The organism is Micromonospora sp. NPDC047812 (assembly GCF_040704175.1).
Classification (GTDB): domain Bacteria; phylum Actinomycetota; class Actinomycetes; order Mycobacteriales; family Micromonosporaceae; genus Micromonospora.
In genome coordinates this window covers 602,182-618,991 of record NZ_JBEYRY010000001.1, presented here as the reverse complement: position 1 = coordinate 618,991, position 16,810 = coordinate 602,182, and the positions used below count along the sequence as shown (strand labels likewise).

19 protein-coding genes are annotated in these 16,810 nt (G+C 75.3%); 11 read left to right on the top strand and 8 right to left on the bottom strand.

Features of this window, described 5'->3' with window-relative positions; translation table 11 throughout:
- Positions 1–16 precede the first annotated feature (16 nt).
- Positions 17–880, top strand: a complete 864-nt coding sequence (locus tag AB0883_RS02820) for an alpha/beta fold hydrolase (protein WP_366638915.1) — start codon at positions 17–19, stop codon at positions 878–880.
- Between the two features lie 121 nt (positions 881–1,001).
- On the opposite strand, the gene AB0883_RS02815 is transcribed toward AB0883_RS02820, so the two are convergent.
- Positions 1,002–1,172, bottom strand: coding sequence for a hypothetical protein (locus AB0883_RS02815; protein ID WP_165947796.1), 171 nt, complete (start codon positions 1,170–1,172; stop codon positions 1,002–1,004).
- Positions 1,173–1,375: 203 nt separating this feature from the next.
- Between AB0883_RS02815 and AB0883_RS02810 the strand changes: the two genes are divergently transcribed.
- Together AB0883_RS02810 and AB0883_RS02805 are read left to right on the top strand one after the other, a co-directional pair.
- Positions 1,376–2,011, top strand: coding sequence for a hypothetical protein (locus tag AB0883_RS02810; RefSeq protein WP_311411379.1), 636 nt, complete (start codon positions 1,376–1,378; stop codon positions 2,009–2,011).
- Positions 2,012–2,174: 163 nt separating this feature from the next.
- A complete protein-coding gene (locus AB0883_RS02805; protein ID WP_366638913.1) occupies positions 2,175–2,540 on the top strand; it encodes a hypothetical protein in 366 nt (121 codons plus the stop codon).
- A 57-nt stretch (positions 2,541–2,597) separates the two neighbouring features.
- On the opposite strand, the gene AB0883_RS02800 is transcribed toward AB0883_RS02805, so the two are convergent.
- From AB0883_RS02800 to AB0883_RS02790, 3 genes are all read right to left on the bottom strand, one after another.
- Positions 2,598–3,125, bottom strand: coding sequence for a DinB family protein (locus tag AB0883_RS02800; RefSeq protein ID WP_366638911.1), 528 nt, complete (start codon positions 3,123–3,125; stop codon positions 2,598–2,600).
- A gap of 58 nt (positions 3,126–3,183) precedes the next feature.
- Entirely contained in the window at positions 3,184–3,375 is a 192-nt protein-coding gene (locus tag AB0883_RS02795; protein WP_366638909.1) for a hypothetical protein, read from the bottom strand.
- A gap of 92 nt (positions 3,376–3,467) precedes the next feature.
- A complete protein-coding gene (locus AB0883_RS02790) occupies positions 3,468–4,379 on the bottom strand; it encodes a DUF72 domain-containing protein (RefSeq protein ID WP_366638907.1) in 912 nt (303 codons plus the stop codon).
- 277 nt (positions 4,380–4,656) lie between these two features.
- Between AB0883_RS02790 and AB0883_RS02785 the strand changes: the two genes are divergently transcribed.
- The 5 genes from AB0883_RS02785 to AB0883_RS02765 all read left to right on the top strand — a co-directional run bounded on the left by AB0883_RS02785 (position 4,657) and on the right by AB0883_RS02765 (position 9,052).
- On the top strand, positions 4,657–5,541 hold the full coding sequence (locus tag AB0883_RS02785) for a hypothetical protein (RefSeq protein WP_366638905.1): 885 nt from the start codon (positions 4,657–4,659) through the stop codon (positions 5,539–5,541).
- A 110-nt stretch (positions 5,542–5,651) separates the two neighbouring features.
- On the top strand, positions 5,652–6,365 hold the full coding sequence (locus tag AB0883_RS02780; protein WP_366638903.1) for a Pr6Pr family membrane protein: 714 nt from the start codon (positions 5,652–5,654) through the stop codon (positions 6,363–6,365).
- 120 nt (positions 6,366–6,485) lie between these two features.
- Positions 6,486–7,532 carry an NAD(P)-dependent alcohol dehydrogenase gene (locus tag AB0883_RS02775; protein WP_366638901.1) on the top strand — a complete coding sequence of 349 codons (1,047 nt, stop codon included), beginning with the start codon at positions 6,486–6,488 and terminating at the stop codon, positions 7,530–7,532.
- Positions 7,533–7,556: 24 nt separating this feature from the next.
- Positions 7,557–8,072 (top strand): 2'-5' RNA ligase family protein, encoded by a 516-nt coding sequence (locus AB0883_RS02770; RefSeq protein WP_121395712.1) that lies wholly within the window; start codon positions 7,557–7,559, stop codon positions 8,070–8,072.
- Between the two features lie 110 nt (positions 8,073–8,182).
- Positions 8,183–9,052, top strand: a complete 870-nt coding sequence (locus tag AB0883_RS02765) for a S1 family peptidase (protein ID WP_366638899.1) — start codon at positions 8,183–8,185, stop codon at positions 9,050–9,052.
- Positions 9,053–9,175: 123 nt separating this feature from the next.
- Here AB0883_RS02765 and AB0883_RS02760 read toward each other — a convergent pair whose 3' ends face one another.
- Positions 9,176–10,258: a PIN domain-containing protein gene (locus AB0883_RS02760; RefSeq protein ID WP_366638897.1), complete on the bottom strand. Its 1,083-nt coding sequence runs from the start codon at positions 10,256–10,258 to the stop codon at positions 9,176–9,178.
- 163 nt (positions 10,259–10,421) lie between these two features.
- On the opposite strand from AB0883_RS02760, the gene AB0883_RS02755 reads away from it, so the two are divergent.
- The 3 genes from AB0883_RS02755 (at position 10,422) to AB0883_RS02745 (ending at position 13,664) form a co-directional block, all read left to right on the top strand.
- Positions 10,422–11,711, top strand: coding sequence for a histidine kinase (locus AB0883_RS02755; protein ID WP_366638895.1), 1,290 nt, complete (start codon positions 10,422–10,424; stop codon positions 11,709–11,711).
- A complete protein-coding gene (locus AB0883_RS02750) occupies positions 11,699–12,367 on the top strand; it encodes a response regulator transcription factor (protein ID WP_366638893.1) in 669 nt (222 codons plus the stop codon). The genes AB0883_RS02755 and AB0883_RS02750 overlap by 13 nt, the downstream gene beginning before the upstream one ends.
- 103 nt (positions 12,368–12,470) lie before the next feature.
- Positions 12,471–13,664, top strand: a complete 1,194-nt coding sequence (locus tag AB0883_RS02745) for an endonuclease (RefSeq protein WP_366638891.1) — start codon at positions 12,471–12,473, stop codon at positions 13,662–13,664.
- Between the two features lie 75 nt (positions 13,665–13,739).
- Here AB0883_RS02745 and AB0883_RS02740 read toward each other — a convergent pair whose 3' ends face one another.
- The 3 genes from AB0883_RS02740 to AB0883_RS02730 all read right to left on the bottom strand — a co-directional run bounded on the left by AB0883_RS02740 (position 13,740) and on the right by AB0883_RS02730 (position 16,419).
- Entirely contained in the window at positions 13,740–14,927 is a 1,188-nt protein-coding gene (locus AB0883_RS02740) for an LLM class flavin-dependent oxidoreductase (protein WP_366638890.1), read from the bottom strand.
- A gap of 92 nt (positions 14,928–15,019) precedes the next feature.
- A complete protein-coding gene (locus tag AB0883_RS02735) occupies positions 15,020–16,273 on the bottom strand; it encodes a putative sulfate exporter family transporter (RefSeq protein WP_366638888.1) in 1,254 nt (417 codons plus the stop codon).
- Positions 16,273–16,419 carry a hypothetical protein gene (locus tag AB0883_RS02730; RefSeq protein WP_366638886.1) on the bottom strand — a complete coding sequence of 49 codons (147 nt, stop codon included), beginning with the start codon at positions 16,417–16,419 and terminating at the stop codon, positions 16,273–16,275. Before AB0883_RS02730 ends, AB0883_RS02735 begins: the two co-directional genes overlap by 1 nt.
- Positions 16,420–16,810: the final 391 nt, after the last annotated feature.

The following is a 16,810-nucleotide window of genomic DNA, read 5'->3' as shown; positions in this document are numbered from 1 at the left end:
GTCGTAACCTGGGCCGGTGAACGCGACGGGGGAATACCGGCAGGAGTTCGTCGAGGTCGACGGGGCCCGCCTCGGGCTACAGGTGTACCCCGATCCGGACGGCGTCGCCGACGCCCCGCTGGTGCTGATCACGCCCGCGATGGGCGTCCGGGCGCGCTACTACCGGCCGTTCGCCGCCGCGCTGCGCGCCGCCGGTCTGGCCGTGGCCGTGGCCGACCTGCGCGGCACCGGGGAGAGCACCCCGAAGCCGAGCCGCGCCTGCCGGTACGGCTACTCGGAACTGGCCGCCGACGTGGGCGCCGCGCTGGCGGCGCTGAAGACCCGGCGGGACGGGCGCAGGACGCTGCTGCTCGGGCACTCCCTCGGCGGGCAGGCGGCGCTGCTGCACCTCGCCGTGCACGGCGACCACGACGTCGACGGGCTGGCGCTGGTCGCCGTCGGCGTGCCGTGGTGGCGCAGCTACCCGGGCCTGCGCGGGTACGGCGTCCTGCCGTACACCCAGGGGATCGCGGCAACCGCCCGGCTGCTCGGCGTCTGGCCGGGCTGGGGCTTCGGCGGCCGGCAGGCGCGCGGGGTCATCCGCGACTGGGCGCACACCGCGCGGACCGGGCGCTTCCCGCAGCTGGACGGGGTGGACGCCGAGGCGGCCGTGCGCGCGCTGCGGACCCCCGTCCTCGCGGTCAGCGTCGACGACGACCAGTACACCCCGCACGAGACCGTCGACCACCTGTGCGCGAAGCTGGCCGCGGCGCCCGTCGCGCGCGAGCGCTACACCCCGGCGCAGGCCGGCGCCCGGATGGACCACTTCACCTGGGTACGCGCGAGCGCCCCGCTGGCGGCCCGGGTGGCCCGCTTCGCCGCCGACCTGCCGGCCCGCTGACCCTCGGCGGGCGGCGGCCGAGCGGGGCGACTGGTCGGGCCGGCCCGGCCGACGCCGGCGACGGGCGCACGGCCTCGGCGACGCGTCCCGGGCGGCGCCCCGCCGCCCGGGACGGAGACGCTCACTCGTCGGTGTCGACGGGCACCATCTCGCCGTCCCGCTCCACGCGGGTCTCGCCGCGCTCGGCGGGCGGCGGCACCTGGGCCGTGGTCCTGCGCGGATCGTTGTCCGGGTGCATCAGCACCGCGTCGGTCGACGCGGTCTTCTCCCGGCTCTCCTCGGGCTGCGACATCCGCTTCCCCTCTCGCTCGGGTCGTCCGACCACCTACCCGCACCGGCCCCGCCGACTCCTCCCGGCCCGTCCCCGTCGTCTCCCCCGCGACGACGCCCCGGCCCGGTATCTGCGCCGCCGCGGCATATCAGCAGGTGACGGGCGGGATTAGCCGGCCGGGCGGCGGGTATGCCGCACCGCCCGACACGGTGGAAGGGGATCAGATGTCCGAACGGCACACCGCACTGCGCTCGATGCACGACCTGGGCCTGGCGGCCTGGTTCGGGGGCTCCCTGATGGGAGCGTTCGGCGTCAACGGCGCGGCGGCACAGATGAACGACTCGACCCAGCGGTTGCCGATGGCCTCGGCCGGCTGGGCCCGGTGGACCCCGGTGAACGCCGCGGCGATCGGCGCCCACCTGGCGGGGGCCGTCGGGGAACTGGTGACGGAGAGCCCCCGGGTGGCCGCCCAGTCGGGGGTGGCCCGGGCCAGCACGCTGAAGACGGCGCTGACCGTCGGCGCGCTGGCGGTGACCGGCTACAGCCGGCTGCTCGGCATGAAGCTGGAGAAGGCCGGCGGCCCGGCGGTCGAGGGGGTCACCGAGCCGAACTCGCACACGCCGTCGAACGTGGCGTCGTGCCAGCGGCAGATGCGGATGCTCCAGTGGGCGATCCCGGCGATGACCGGGGCGCTCATCGTGATGACCGCGTACATGGGCGAGCAGCAGAAGCCCGGCGAGGTGTTCCGGGGCATGCTCGGGCGCGTCGGCGGCATGCGGAACGCCCCGAAGGGGATGGGCGCGCTCATGGCGATGGGCGGGGCCCGGCAGAAGCGGATGGCGAAATCCGGCCGCTGCTGACCGACGTACCGCCGGACGGCGTCCCGCCGACTCCTCGGCGGCGGGGCGCCGCTGCGCGCGTCCCCACCCGCCGGGACCGCGGCCCCGGCGCGCCGGCGAGGCATGACCGCCCCGGTGACGGGCAATCGGGGCCCGTACCGGCGGACCGAGCAGCGAGGTGGCCATGACGGCAGGAGAGGGACGCGGCGGGGACCGACGCGCACCGGAGGCGACCACGCCCTGGGTGACCAGGGACGGCATGGACGTGGAGCCGCCGTGGGGCGTCGGTCGGCACGACCCCATGGACGAGGGCAGCGAGGAGACCGCCGTACCGGAGGGGCGGCGCGGGGAGCGGCGGGCCGACGAGCCGGCGGGACCGTCCGGCCCCGCCGGACGGCACGGCTTCGGCCCGGTCGAACCGACACCCACGCGGCCGGCGGGCCCCGGCGCGCCGCCCGACCCGGCGCCGGCCCGACGGTCCTTTCCCGACGCCGCCGACGTCGAGGAGCGGACGGAGGACGCGCTGCGGACCAGGGGCCGGCGCTCCTGACCGGTACGCCCCGGCGTGGGGCGCGGACGGGACGGACCCCCGCTCAACGCCCGACGGTCAGGCGCGCCCCGCCGCCCGCAGCAGCCGGAGCTGACCGATCTCGGCCGCGTTCTTCATCAACTCGGCGTTGACCCAGCCGAGCATGTGCGCCACCGTGTGCCCCGCGTCGTCCTGCCACGGGAACGACGCGGTGGCGTCGAGGTCGGCGTCGGTGAGCCGGTCGAGGTGCCCGAGCCACTCGGCGCGCAGGCCCCGCAGCCAGGCGATGGTCGGCTCGCCCGCGCCCGGCCATCCGACGTCGGTGCGCTGCCGTGGCGGCCGTCCGCCGAGATGGTCCATGGCCACCGTCCACCACCAGCCGATGTGCCAGGACAGCCAGCCGATCGTCGGGACCGGCACGGGGTCGGGTTCGGTGTCGGCCCAGTCGGGTGTCCATTCGCCGGCGGGGTCGCGACGCACCGTCCAGCAGATCGCGGCCGGCTCCCACAGGAAGTCCGCCGCGTCCAGGCGCTCGAGGTGGTACTCGAACAGCGACCACGTCAGGTCGAACTGCCAGCGCAGGAGCGCACGCAAGGATGCCGCCATCCGGCGATCATGCCCGAGAGCGCCGATCCGGTCCACGGAATTGGGCCCCGCCACGAGGTCAGCCGCCGGCGGTGTCCTCGTCGGCGACCTCGGCGGGGTCCGCCGCCACCGGGTGACCGGTGTCGTCCACCAGACCGGGCGCCATGCTGCCGCCGTGCGCCTCCTGCGCCGCCCGGGTCTCGCGCGCCGCCGCGTCCCCCGGCACGCCCGGCGTCGCCTCCCCGGGGTGCTCCTGCCGCTGCTCACCCATCACCGCGTCCCCTTCCGTCGCTCACGCCCCCGCCGGTACCCGGGCGGCCGACGGGAAAACCTCGCCGCCGCGCCGAGGGTCCCGGCGCGTGCTCAGGATGGCGAACCGGCTCCCGCCCGGTCGCGTCCCACCGGCCGGACCCCGAGCAGGTCCGCGAGTCGGGCGGCGTCACGCTGGGCCTGGTCGCCGCAGCAGTTGTTGAACAGCGCGTGCAGCTCCCCCGCCTGCCCGGCCAGCTCGGCCAGGAGTTCCGACCAGCGGCGGAGTTCCTCGTCGCCGTACGCGTAGCGGAACTTCTCCTGCTTGTCCCCGGTCTCCCAGGCGGTGCTGTGCCCGTGGAACCGGACGACCGCCAGCTCCGCCGTGGCGAACAGGATGGGCGGCACCGACGACGGATGCCCCTGCGGCATGTCGACGCAGACGAACGACAGCCCGCGCTCCCGCAGGAACGCGAGCGTGTCCAGCGCCGCCGTGCCGTCGAACCACGAGCCGTGGCGCAGCTCGACGGCGACCCGCCACGGCTGGCACCGCTCCGCCAGCTCGGCGATGCGCCGCTCGGCGGCGGCCCCACGGGCCAGCCACGGCGGGAACTGGAGCAGGACCGCACCGAGCCGGTCGGCCGCCGCGATCGGGTCCAGCGCCGCCCGGAACCGGTCCCACAGCTCGTCGTACGCGGCCGCGGGAAGATCCCGGCGGCGGATCCGGCTCGGGCCACCGGTTGGGCGCAGGTCGCGGGGCAGCGCCGCCACCGGTGTCGGGTGACCGGTGAAGAGGCTGAACGCCTTGACGTCGAAGGTGAAGCCCTCGGGCGTGGCGTCCACCCAGCCCCGCGTCGTCTCGGGCACGGGCACCGCGTAGTAGGACGTGTCCACCTCGACCAGCGGGAAGCGCCCGGCGTAGAAGTCGAGCCGGCCGGCCGGGGTGTTGGCCGCGCGGGGATACCAGCCCGAGCGCAGCAGCATCTGGTCCGCCCAGGACGACGTGCCCACCTTGATCACACCCATGTGATCCAGTGCACCGCGGACCGGACGAATCGGCAACCGCTGGCGGAAAACCGGCACCCGGGCTGCCCGCCGACATCCTGCGCCGTCGAGGACGTGCCGCAGCGCCGCCGGTCACCGACCCCGCGCCCGACGCAGCCTGCCGGACGCCGACGACGGGCGCCAGGACGTGGGCCGCCCCGGAAACCCGGTCCCGTCCCCTCCCCGAGCCGGCGTTTGTCCGACGTCACACCCCGGCACGTGTGACGACCCGGGGGCCCGTGGCGCTGAGGGACACGAGATGAAAGCACACCGGATGGACCAGGAGACCGTCGAGCGGCTGCTCGACGGTCCTGTCCTCGACCCGCAGGACGGCCCGCAGCCCGTCACGTCTCTGTTGACGGCGGTCCGCGCCCCGGGCCGGGCCGGCGAACTGGCCGGCGAGGAGGCGGCCGTCCGGGCCTACCGGCTGGCCCGGGCCGGCAGCCCGCTCGGCCCGCCGGAGCCGCGCCGCCGGCCCGCCCTCGCGGGGTTCGGCGTCCGCGCCGCGCTGGCCGGTGCCGCCCTCGCCCTCACGGGCGGGGTGGCCCTCGCCGCCACCGGGGGCGTGCTGCCCCACCCGCTGCGGGGTCCGGCGCCCACCACCGCCGCTCCCGTGCCCGCCCCCACCACGGACGCCTCCTCCACGACGACCCGCCGTCCGCCGTCCGCCCCGACGGGCGGGGCGGACGGCCGGCCGGAGCCGGACGCGGAGGTGCGGGAGCTGTGCCGGGCGTACCGGGCGGACGCCGGCGACCGGCCGGGCGGTTCCCCGGACGACGCCACCTTCGGTGACCTCATCGACGCCGCCGGTGGCCCCGGGGAGGTGGCCGGCTACTGCGAGCGGGTGCTGGCCGACGAGCCGAAGGGCCCGGGCCCGCACGGCAGCCCGTCCGGCGGGCCGGTCGTCTCGCCGACCGGCCGCACCGGAGCGGACCCGACGGGCCGCCCCGGGGTCGATCCGACCGGCCGCCCGGCGGTCACGCCGACCGGCCGGCCCGGGGTCGACCCGACCGTCCGGCGGACCGGGCCGCCCACGGCGTCGCCGTCGGCCACGGCCGCACGATCGGCCCGGCCCGGCCCCGTCCCCGTCTCGCCGGCGCAGGGACGCCACACCGCCGCGCCGAGCGGCGGCGACCCGGGCTGACCGGGCGGGCGGCGGGCGGCGCGTCCCCCGCCGGCGCGCCGCGCCACGGCGGCGTGGCCCGCGTGTCGTCGGCCGGTGACCCCGGCGGAGGCGGCTGGTAGCTTGCCCCGATGAGTCTGCGGCGTCGACGCGTGGCGGTGGTGTTCCGCCTGGCGATCGTGATCAGCGTGCTGGCCGGGATCGTGCTCACCGCGCTCGGTTCCGCCACGGTCACCGGCCTGCTGCCGTACTTCACGATCCAGAGCAACCTCGCCGTCGGGCTCTTCGCCGGATACGCCGCCTGGCTGGCCCGGCAGGACCGGCCCGAGCCGCCCTCTGCGCTCAAGGGCGCGGTCACGCTCTACATCACCATCACCGGCGTGGTCTACCACCTGGTGTTGGCCAACCCGGCCAGCCCGTTCGCGATGCCGCCGGCCGACCGCACGCTCGGCGAGGCGCTGGGCAACCAGTTCCTGCACACCGTCGTGCCCCTGCTGGCCGTGGCGGACTGGGCGCTGTTCGACCGCCGGGGCCGGCTCCGCCTGCGCTACGCGGCCTGGTGGCTGGCGTTCCCCCTCGGATACCTCGGCTTCGCGCTGCTCCGCGGGCTGGTGGTGGACCGGTATCCGTACCCGTTCGTCGACGCGGGCGAGCTGGGCTACGCCGGGGTGGCCGTCAGCGCGGTCTTCTTCGCCGCCGCGTTCTGGCTGCTGGGCCTGCTCTTCGTCGCCGTCGACCGGGGCCTGGGCCGCCGTGCCGCGGTGCCCGACGCCGCCTCGACCAGCCCGGACGCCCCCTCGACCGCCCCGCAGGTCGCCCGGCCCGACGCGACGGCCCTGCCCTGACGGACACGCTCCCGGCGACTCACCCGCACGGGGTGAACCGGGACGCCGTGGTGGGCCGTTTGGGCTGCCGCTGAACGGGCAGCCGGCAGGCGGACCGGAAGCGGGAGAACGGGAGGCGTCATGCGCGCGCTGCGATTGCCCAACTGGAAGTCGGAGCCCGAACTGGTCGAGGTCGACGAGCCGACCCCGGGCCCGGGTCAGGTGGTCGTGAAGATCGGCGGTGCCGGCGCCTGCCACTCCGACCTGCACCTGATGCACGACTTCGAGGCCGGCGCGGTGCCCTGGAACCCGCCGTTCACCCTCGGCCACGAGAACGCCGGCTGGGTGCACGCGCTCGGCGACGGGGTGGGCGGGCTGACGGTGGGCCAGCCGGTGGCCGTGTACGGGCCGTGGGGCTGCGGCACCTGCGCCCGCTGCCGGGTGGGTGTCGACCCGTACTGCGAGAACACCGCCGACGCGCCGGTGCCCGGCGGGGGCGGCGGCCTCGGCCTGGACGGCGGCATGGCCGAGTACATGCTGGTGCCGCAGGCCCGGCAGGTGGTGCCGCTGCCCGACGGGCTCGACCCGGTGCTGGCGGCGCCGCTGACCGACGCGGGGCTCACCCCCTACCACGCGATCCGCCGTTCCTGGGCGAAACTCGGCCCGACCAGCACCGCCGTGGTGATCGGCGTGGGCGGGCTCGGGCACGTCGGCGTGCAGATCCTCAAGGCCACCACCGCGGCCCGGGTGATCGCGGTGGACACCCGCGAGGAGGCGCTGAAGCTCGGCGCGGAGTGCGGCGCCGACCTGACGATGCTCTCCGGCGAGGACACCGCCCAGGAGATCCGCCGGGCCACCGGCGGCCGGGGCGCCGACGTGGTCCTGGACTTTGTCGGCGTCGACCCGACCCTCGCGCTCGGCGCCGCCGCCGCCCGCACCGTCGGCGACCTCACCATCGTCGGCATCGGCGGCGGCACGCTGCCGGTCAGCTACTTCTCCGTGCCGTACGAGGTCAGCATCCAGACCACGTACTGGGGCAGCCGGCCGGAGCTCATCGAGGTGCTCGAACTGGGCGTCCGGGGCCTGGTCAAGCCGAAGGCCAGCACCTTCTCGCTGGACGAGGCGGTCGTCGCGTACCGGCAGATGCGCGACGGCACGCTGGAGGGCCGGGCCGTCGTCGTGCCGTGACCGCCGCGACCCTAGAGTGATCATGTGGTCGCGGCGCTGGAGCTCTACCTGGACACCGACGCCACCCGACGGATCCGGGTGCTCTGGGACGCGCTGGAGTCCGAGGGCGTGCAGAGCATGCGGTCGCTGCTGGAGCAGCGCCACCGGCCGCACGTCTCGCTCGCCGTCGCGCCCCGCTTCGATCCGGAGCGGGTCGCGGCGGCGCTGCGCGGGACGGTGGTGGCCGCGCCGCTGCGGCTGAGCTTCGAACACGCCGGACAGTTCGTCGGCCGGGTGCTGTGGCTGGGCCCGACCCCCACCGCCGAGCTGCTCGCGCACCACGCGCGGGTGCACGGCCGGCTGGCCGAGGCGGGGATCGGGCTGGTCGAGCACTACCAGCCGGGGCGTTGGGTGCCGCACTGCACGCTGTCCATGCGGGTGCCGAACGCCCTGATGGCCGCCGCCGTACGCCGTTGCCTGGAGGTGCTGCCGCTGGAGGCGACCGTGGTCGGCGCGGCCCTCACCGACCACGCCCGGGGCATCTCCCACCCGTTGCCGTAGCCGGACCGCACCGCCGTCGCGACCGAGGCGGTGCGGTCCGGCGCTTGTCCGCGTCGCATCCGGGGGTGGATCCTGTAGGGAATCGACAGAAACGAATCTATGGAGGTTCGATGCGTCGTCTCCCGCCCGCCCTGCTCCTGCTCGCCGCGCTGCTGCTCGGCCTGCCGGCGCCCGCCCACGCCACCCCCGATAACGGCGGGGCCGCCCCCGACCACGACACCGGCCGCGCCGCGGCTGCGCTCGCGCAGGTCCACACCGCCGGCACCGCCTGGGGACTCGACCCCGCCACCGGCCGGATGACCCTGACCGTCGACGACACCGTCTCCGCCCGGGACGTGGCCGCGCTGCGGGCGACCGCCACCCGGGCCGGTGCGGTGCTCCGCCGCGAGCCGGGTGAGCTGCGCATCCTCATCGCCGGCGGGCAGGCGATCTACGGCGGCGGCGGGCGGTGCTCCCTCGGCGCCAACGTCCGCAGCGGCACCACCTACTACTTCGTCACCGCCGGCCACTGCACCACCGCCGGCGCGACCTGGTACGCCAACAGCGCGCAGACCACCGTCCTCGGCAGCCGGACGGGCAGCAGCTTCCCCGGCAACGACTACGGGCTGGTCCGCTACACGAGCCTGGTCGCCCACCCCAGCGCCGTCTACACCTACCCCGGCCTGCTCACCATCAACGGCGCCGGCAACGCCTACGTCGGCCAGGCGGTCTGCCGCAGCGGCTCCACGACCGGGGTGCGCTGCGGCACGGTCACCGGGCTCAACGCGACAGTCAACTACGCCCAGGGCAGCGTCACCGGCCTGATCCGGACCAACATCTGCGCCGAGCCGGGTGACAGCGGCGGGCCGCTCTACGCCGCCGGCACCGGCACCATCCTCGGCATCCTCTCCGGTGGCAGCGGCAACTGCACCAGCGGTGGCACCACCTACTACCAACCGATCATGGAGATCCTGGCCGCGTACGGCGTGACCATCCCCTGACCGACCACCCGCGTGCCCGGCCCGACCCCGCGCGCCGGGCCGGGCACGGCGGGGTCAGCCCTCGCAACCGGTGGTCGCGATGTCCTCCACGAGGTGACGCCCTCCGGCACCGACCGGAACCGCTCAGGCGGCCCGGGGGGTGAGGAGGTAGTCGTCCGCCTCGGGGCTCCACCGCAGGTCGACGACGCCGCTGGTGGCGGCCGCCTTGCAGAACTGGAGGAAGCTGCGGTAGCCCAGCTTCTTCTCGCTGAAGTCGGGCCGCGCCCGGCGCAGCTGGTTCTTCAGCCCGGAGAGGGCCACCGCGCCCTCGTCGCCGGCGAGATCCGCCACCACCGAGCCGAGCAGCCCGAACGCCACCTCCCGGTCGCCGTGCTCGGGCAGGGAGACCTCGGGGTCGCCCTTGGCGGGCCCCTCCGCCAGCTCGACCACGTTGTGCTGGGCGAGGTGCCGCATGAGCTCCCCGAAGGTGCGGAACCCGTAGTCGGACTCGCTGAACGTCGGGTCCTTGCGCAGCAGGGTGCGCTTCAACGTCGAGGCCGTCACCTCGCCGCTGGAACTGCCCTGGAGGCCGGCGACGGTCTGCGCCACGAGCACCGCGAGCGTGTCGACGTCCCGGCCGGCCTCCTCGACCGACGGCTGCGGCTCGGGCTCGGGCTCCTGCTCCACCCGCGGCACGTCGGGGCTGGGCAGGCGGGCCGGGCGGCCCCGCCGGACCCGGGCGGGAGGGATGTCGACGCCCTCCAACCGGTCGTAGTAGAGGAACTCGTCGCACGCGGGCGGCAGCAGCGCCGAGGTCGAATTCTCCACGCCCACGCCGATGACGCGCTTGTTCAGCTCGCGGAGCTTGTGGACCAGCGGCGTGAAGTCGCTGTCGCCGGTGCAGATCACGAAGGTCGAGATGTAACCGCGCTCGAAGGCCAGCTCCACCGCGTCCACGGCCATCTTGATGTCGGCGGCGTTCTTGCGCGAGGCCCCCATCCGCTGGGGAATCTCGATGAGCTCGACGTGCGACCGGGTGAGCATCCGCCGGTCCTCGTCGAAGTAGGACCAGTCCGCGTACGCCCGGCGCACCACCACCCGGCCGCGCTCGGCGAGGGCGTCGGCGATGGGCCGGAAGTCGAAGGCCACGCCGCCGAGGTGATCGCGGGCCCCCAGCGCGAGGTTCTCGTAGTCGAGGAAGAGGGCGATGCGGTCTTCGTGATCCACGCAGGTCAGCCTACCCCCGGCGAGGCGCCGCACCGTTCCGGTCCGCCGCCGTCCGGCGCCGTGTCCACCGTGGTGGGCCGGGCACCGAGGTAGTGCTGGCCCTACCCCGGGACTACCTCCAGACGGCTGGGTCGGCGGGTCGGCCACGGTTAGCGTCAGCGGCATGACGACAGCCCGCCCCCTGTGCCTGGCCGAGGCGCTGCGCCGGCCCGGATACCTGCTCTCGCCGTGGCCGTGGCGCGCGCTGGCCTACCTGCTCACCACCGTCCCGGTCGCCGGGGTGCTCGCCGTCGGGCTGCTCGTCGTCGGGGCGCCCCTGCTGGCGGCGGTCAACGCCGCCCGGCAGGACCGCCCGGTCGAGCTTCCCCTCGTGCTGTTCCTGGCCGTCGGCGCGCTGACGGTGCTGGCGTCGGCCCCAATCGTGAGCGTCGCGGTGACCGCGGTGGAACGGCAGCGGCTCGGCCTCGTGGACGGGCGGCCGTTGCCGGCGTACCGGTGGCGGGGCCTGGCCGCGCGTTACACCGGCGCCGCCGCGTGGCGGGAGGTCGCCCACACCTTCTGGCTGGGCGGCGTCGTGCCGCTCGGGTACGCCGTGTTCACCCTGCTCGTGCTGCTCGACCTCACGCTGGTCGCCAGCCCCTGGCTGGCCGGCGACGCCGACGAGGTCATCGTGGTCTGGACCACCGTCGACACGGCCGGCGAGGCCGTCCCGTACGCCGTCCTCGGGGTCCTGCTCCTCCCGGTGCTCTGGTACGGGCTCGGCGCGCTCGCCGCGGTCCAGAACGCGGTGGCGCGGTGGCTGCTCGGCCGGCCCGCCGACGGGGCGGCCCTGCGGGAGGTCAGCCGCTCGCGGGCCCGGCTGGTCGACGCGTACGAGACCGAACGCCGCCGCATCGAGCGCGACATGCACGACGGCGCGCAGCCCCGGCTGACCAGCCTCACCCTCCACCTGGGCCTGGCCCGGCTGGACGTGCCCGAGGACTCCCCCGCCGCCGGTCCGCTCGCCGTCGCGCACGACCAGGCCAAGAGCCTGATGGTCGAGCTCCGGCAGATCGTGCAGGGCATCCGCCCGCAGAGCCTCACCGATCTGGGCCTGGCCGGCGCGGTACGGGAACTCGCCGGCGAGGCCACCGTTCCGGTCACCGTCCACGCCGACCTCGGGCAGCCGCTGCCCGAACTCGTCGAGAGCACCGCCTACTTCGTGGTGTCGGAGGCGCTGGGCAACGTCGTCCGCCACGCCGGGGCGACCCGCGCCGAGGTCCGGCTGGTCCAGGCCGACGGCGAACTCGTCGTGGAGATCTCCGACGACGGCTGCGGCGGCGCCGACCCGGCAGGGGGCACCGGCCTGACCGGCCTCGCCGACCGGGTCGCCGCGGCCGACGGGCGGCTGCTGCTCGCCAGCCCGCCCGGGGGCCCTACGCTCGTCCGGGTGGAGTTGCCGTGCCACCGATGACGCGCGTCGTGCTCGCCGAGGACGAGGTCCTCCTGCGCGAGGGCCTCGCCGGCCTGCTGGCCAGGTTCGACTTCGAGGTGGTCGCCGCGGTCGGCACGGCGCCGCAGTTGCGGGACGCCGTCCGGGCGCACGAGCCGGACCTGGTGGTGACCGACATCCGGATGCCGCCCGGCCTGCGCGACGACGGGCTGCGGGCCGCCGTCGACCTGCGCACCGCACGGCCTCGGCTCGCCGTCATGGTGCTCAGCCAGCACGTGCAGGCCGAGTACGCCTCCGCCCTGCTCGCCAGCGGCGACGGTCGGGGCGTCGGCTACCTGCTCAAGGACCGCGTCGCGGAGGTCGCCGAGTTCGCCGGGCAGCTGCGCACGGTCGCCGGCGGCGGCACGGTGGTCGATCCCGACGTGGTGCGGCGGCTGCTGCACCGCCCGCGCGACCCGCTCGCGGCCCTGTCCGCCCGGGAGCGCGAGGTGCTGACGCTGCTCGCCGAGGGGCGCTCCAACGCGGCGATCGCCGCGCGGCTGCACGTCACCGAGGCGGCGATCGGCAAGCACATCGGCAACGTCCTGGCGAAGCTCGGCCTGCTGCCCAGCGACGACACCAACCGCCGGGTGCTGGCGGCCCTCACCCACCTGCGCGCGGGCGCGTCGCCCCGGTAGCCGGCCCCGGCGCGCCCACGTGCCGGGCGGGTCCGGCCGCCCCGCCGAAAGTTGCGCTCCCGATCTCCCGACGTTCACCCGCGCACCGATAGCATCGCTGCTCATGAATACGAGGAGCAGTACCCGCTCGGGGCCCAGAAGGCTGGCGACGGCGCTCGCGCTGGCCGTCGTCCTGGTGGCGCCCGTGGCGGTGACGGCCGCGGCGTCGGCCGCCGTCACCCTGACCGTGGCCCAGGCGCTCGCCGCGCAGGACGGCCGGACGGCCGCCGTGACCGGCTACGTCATCGGCCAGCCGACCAGCAGCACGACGGTGCTCAGGTCCGGCTTCACCTCGGACACCGCGATCGCGATCGCCGACACGGCGGCCGAGACCGGCGCGAGCAGGATGCTCTACGTCCAGGTCACCGCCGCCTACCGGAGCACGTTCGGGCTGCTCACCAACCCGGGCCTGCGGGGCCAGCGGATCACCGCCACCGGTGTGCTCACCGCCTACTTCAGCCACGGCGGCCTGAAGAACCCGACGGCGATGACCCTCGGCGGCACCGTGCCCTCGCCGAGCCAGTCGCCGACTCCGGCCCCGACGACCAGCCCGGTACCCGGCGGCGACTACGACTCCACCTACTACGCCGACGCGATCGGCAAGTCCGGCACGGCGCTGCGCGGTTCGCTGCACTCGATCATCAAGGTGCAGACGAAGCTCTCCTACGACCAGGTGTGGGAGGCGCTGAAGGACACCGACCAGGACCCGGCCAACAGCAACAACGTCATCCTGCTCAACACCGGGCGGTCCCAGAGCAAGACCAGCAACGGCGGCGGCGTGGACGACTGGAACCGCGAGCACGTCTGGGCCAAGTCGCACGGCGACTTCGGCACCGCGACCGGCCCGGGCACCGACGTCCACCACCTGAGGCCGGAAGACGTGTCGGTCAACTCGACGCGCGGCAACAAGGACTTCGACAACGGCGGCAGCCCCGTCGCCGAGGCGCCGGGCTGCTACACCGACGCCGACTCGTGGGAGCCGCGCAACGCGGTCAAGGGCGACGTGGCACGCATGATCATGTACATGGCGATCCGGTACGAGGGCACCGACGGCTGGCCCAACCTCGAGCTGAACCAGTCGGTCAACAACGGCACCGCGCCGTACCACGGCAAGATGTCGGTGCTGCTCCAGTGGAACCAGGCCGACCCGCCGGACGCGTTCGAGAAGCGCCGCAACCAGCGGATCTACGAGCGCTGGCAGGGCAACCGGAACCCGTTCGTCGACCACCCGGAGTGGGCGACCGCCATCTGGGGCTGACCCGCCGCACCGACGCCGCGGCCGGTCCCTCGCCCGGGACCGGCCGCGCGACGCGACGGATCGCGCCGGTGCCGATCAGCCGGCCGACCCGGCGACCGTCACGGGACGACCCGGCGGCTCCGGGACGAACGGCAGGTTCTTCGGTTCCACCGGCCGGTGCCCGCCGGCCGGGTGCCGCCAGAGCCCGCGCTCGCGCAGGATCGGCAGTACGCCCTCGCCGAACCAGTACGCCTCCTCCAGGTGCGGATGCCCGGAGAGGATGAACTCGTCCAGGCCGAGCGCGTGGTACTCGGCGATCCGGTCGGCCACCTCCGTGTGGCTGCCCACGAGGGCCGTGCCGGCGCCACCCCGGACCAGACCGAAGCCGGCCCAGAGGTTGGGTGCGACCTCCAGGCCGTCGCGGGAGCCACCGTGCAGGTCGAGCATCCGACGCTGCCCCTCGGACTCGCTGCCGCGCAGCCCCTCCTGGGCCGCCCGCAGGTCGGACTCGGCGATGCCGTCGAGCAGGCGGCGGGCCTGCGCCCAGGCCTCCTCGGCGGTGTCCCGGGTGATGACGTGCAGCCGGATGCCGAAGCGCAGTTCCCGGCCGACCTCGGCGGCCAGCGCGCGCACCCGGTCGAGCTTGCCCGCCACCTGGGCCGGCGGCTCGCCCCAGGTGAGGTAGACGTCGCTGTGCCGCACCGCCACCGGCAGCGCGGCGGCGGAGGAGCCACCGAAGTAGATTGGCGGGACCGGGTCGGGCAGGCGGTTCAGCCGGCCCCGCGCGATACGCAGGTGCTCGCCGGTGTGGTCCACCGTCTCGCCGCGCCACAGCGCCCGCACGATGTGCAGGAACTCGTCGGCGCGCGCGTACCGGGCGTCCTTGTCCAGGAAGTCGCCGTAGGCACGCTGTTCCTGCGACTCGCCGCCGGTGACCACGTTGACCATCAGCCGGCCGCCGGAGAGCCGCTGGAACGTCGAGGCCATCTGCGCCGCCAGCGCGGGCGTGAGCAGGCCGGGCCGGAAGGCGACCAGGAACTTCAGCCGCTCGGTCACCTCGGTGAGCATCGCCGTACTCAGCCAGGCGTCCTCGCACCAGGCGCCGGTCGGGGTGAGCGCGCCGACGAAGCCGAGCTGCTCGGCGGTCCGCGCGATCTGGCCCAGGTAGGCGACGGTAGCCGGGCGGGCGCCGCCGGCCGTGCCGATCGGCACGCCGTGGCCGCCGCCGACGATGTCCCGGCTGTCGCCGTAGGTGGGCAGGAACCAGTGGAAGGTGAGGGCCATCCGGGTCTTTCCTCCAGTACGCGGCGGGAACGGGTGCGGCGAGGGTGCGGCCGGCGGCGGAATCGGTGTCGCGCCGGACCCTCCGGAGCGGGTCAGGCGACGAAGCCGTGGAAGAGCAGCGACGCCAGCCCGAGCGCCAGGGCCAGGTTGAACACGGTGGCCCCGGCGAAGACCGCGACGGGGCGCCACCCGGCCTCCCGCAGCGCCGTCACGCGGACCTCGAGACCGATGCTGACGAAGGCCAGGATCAGGAACCACACCCGCAGGTCGTTGACGACCGCGATGGTGGCCTTGCCGTCCGCGCCCGCCGCGTCGAGGTACCAGGTGGCGATCACCGAGGCGGCGACGAAGCCGAGGACGAACTTGGGGAAGCGGCGCCACAGCTCCCCCACGCCCGGCCGGGCAGCCCCGGGCCGGCGTTCCACCCGCAGCGTGAAGTACGCGGTGAGCGCCACCGCCACCACGCCCATCAGGGCGTTCTGGGTGACCTTGACGATGCTGGCGATCTGCAGCGCCTCCTCCCCGGCCAGCGCCCCGGCCGCGGTCACCGCCGCGGTGGTGTCGATGTTGCCGCCGATCCAGGCGCCGGCCACCGCGTCGGACAGCCCGAGCAGGTCGGCCAGCCACGGCAGGACGAAGATCGAGGGCAACGCGAAGACGATGACCAGGCTGGCCGTGTAGGCGAGCTGCTCGCGGCGGGCCCGTACCGCGCCCGCGGCGGTGATCGCGGCGCTGACCCCGCAGATCGACACCGCCGAGGCGAGCAGCGCGCGCAGCTTGTCGTCGAGCCCGAGCCGGCCGGCCAGCCACCAGGTGAACAGGAACACCCCGCTGATCAGCAGGACCGCCTGGGCGATCGCCGGGCCGGCCGCGCTGGCGATCACCGCCAGGTTGATCGAGGCGCCGAGCAGCACCAGGCCGGTCTTGATGAAGAACTCGGTACGGAACGCGGCGGCGATCCGGTCGCGCAGCCCGAGCCGGGTGACCGCGACGTTGCCGAGCAGACCGAGCAGGATCGCGTACACGGGATACTCGACCGCCGCGGCAACGTCCTCGACGGCGCTGCCCTCGGCCCAGGCGGGGACGTTCTGCTCCAGGATGCGGGTGAGCGCGGCGAGGGCCAGCACCACGAGCAGGCCCAGCCCCGTCCAGGCCCGCAACGCGCCCGGCCGGGCGGGGACGGATTCCCTGGTCGGCGCGGCGGTGTCGGAGGCGGCGCCCTGCCGGGTGGCCGTGCCGGCACCGGAGCGGACGGGCTCCTCGCCCGCCGTCAGGGCGCCGGAGCGGGTCGGTTCCCCCGCCGTCGTGCGGGCACCGGGCGAGGTGGGCTCCTGCGCGGCGGCCATCAGGGCACCAGCCCGGCGGGAACGACGCCGACCAGCACCAGGGCGATCAGCACGAGGCCGAGGACGGTGGCGGCCCAGTCCTCGTTGAACGCGAGCCGGGACTCGTCGGCGGTGGGTGGGGTCTGGGGTCTCGGATCGCTGCTCATGACGCTCCTTGGGAGGGGGCGACCGCGCGCGGGCAGGGTCGACGGGAGGAGGGGCGCGCGGAGGCGCGGGAGGGGAACGGAGGATCCCGGTACCGGCGCGGCGGCCGGCGTACGCGGGGCGACGCCACGGGTGCGCCCGGCTGCCACCCGCGTCGACGGCGCCGGGTGAGGACACCGGATCGGGTGGCACGACGGGAAAGGGCCGGTCGGGCCCCCGGCCCGGTGGGACCGACCGGTCAGGCCGTCGGCGCGGCGCGATCGGCGGTCAGGCCGTCGGGCGCGGACCGGGACAGAGCTGCGAGGCGACCCGCATCAGGTCGACGACCCGGCGGGAGGTGAGCAGCGGTACGCGCGGCATGACCCCATTTTCCTACCGGATCAGTAGGATTAC

Coding starts and splice junctions, on each gene's coding strand:
- AB0883_RS02730 (WP_366638886.1), bottom strand. CDS start 16,419: ATGAGCAGCGATCCGAGACCCCAGACCCCACCCACCGCCGACGAGTCC.
- AB0883_RS02765 (WP_366638899.1), top strand. CDS start 8,183: ATGCGTCGTCTCCCGCCCGCCCTGCTCCTGCTCGCCGCGCTGCTGCTC.
- AB0883_RS02795 (WP_366638909.1), bottom strand. CDS start 3,375: ATGGGTGAGCAGCGGCAGGAGCACCCCGGGGAGGCGACGCCGGGCGTG.
- AB0883_RS02755 (WP_366638895.1), top strand. CDS start 10,422: ATGACGACAGCCCGCCCCCTGTGCCTGGCCGAGGCGCTGCGCCGGCCC.
- AB0883_RS02745 (WP_366638891.1), top strand. CDS start 12,471: ATGAATACGAGGAGCAGTACCCGCTCGGGGCCCAGAAGGCTGGCGACG.
- AB0883_RS02815 (WP_165947796.1), bottom strand. CDS start 1,172: ATGTCGCAGCCCGAGGAGAGCCGGGAGAAGACCGCGTCGACCGACGCG.
- AB0883_RS02785 (WP_366638905.1), top strand. CDS start 4,657: ATGAAAGCACACCGGATGGACCAGGAGACCGTCGAGCGGCTGCTCGAC.
- AB0883_RS02790 (WP_366638907.1), bottom strand. CDS start 4,379: ATGGGTGTGATCAAGGTGGGCACGTCGTCCTGGGCGGACCAGATGCTG.
- AB0883_RS02800 (WP_366638911.1), bottom strand. CDS start 3,125: ATGGCGGCATCCTTGCGTGCGCTCCTGCGCTGGCAGTTCGACCTGACG.
- AB0883_RS02740 (WP_366638890.1), bottom strand. CDS start 14,927: ATGGCCCTCACCTTCCACTGGTTCCTGCCCACCTACGGCGACAGCCGG.
- AB0883_RS02775 (WP_366638901.1), top strand. CDS start 6,486: ATGCGCGCGCTGCGATTGCCCAACTGGAAGTCGGAGCCCGAACTGGTC.
- AB0883_RS02810 (WP_311411379.1), top strand. CDS start 1,376: ATGTCCGAACGGCACACCGCACTGCGCTCGATGCACGACCTGGGCCTG.
- AB0883_RS02780 (WP_366638903.1), top strand. CDS start 5,652: ATGAGTCTGCGGCGTCGACGCGTGGCGGTGGTGTTCCGCCTGGCGATC.
- AB0883_RS02735 (WP_366638888.1), bottom strand. CDS start 16,273: ATGGCCGCCGCGCAGGAGCCCACCTCGCCCGGTGCCCGCACGACGGCG.
- AB0883_RS02805 (WP_366638913.1), top strand. CDS start 2,175: ATGACGGCAGGAGAGGGACGCGGCGGGGACCGACGCGCACCGGAGGCG.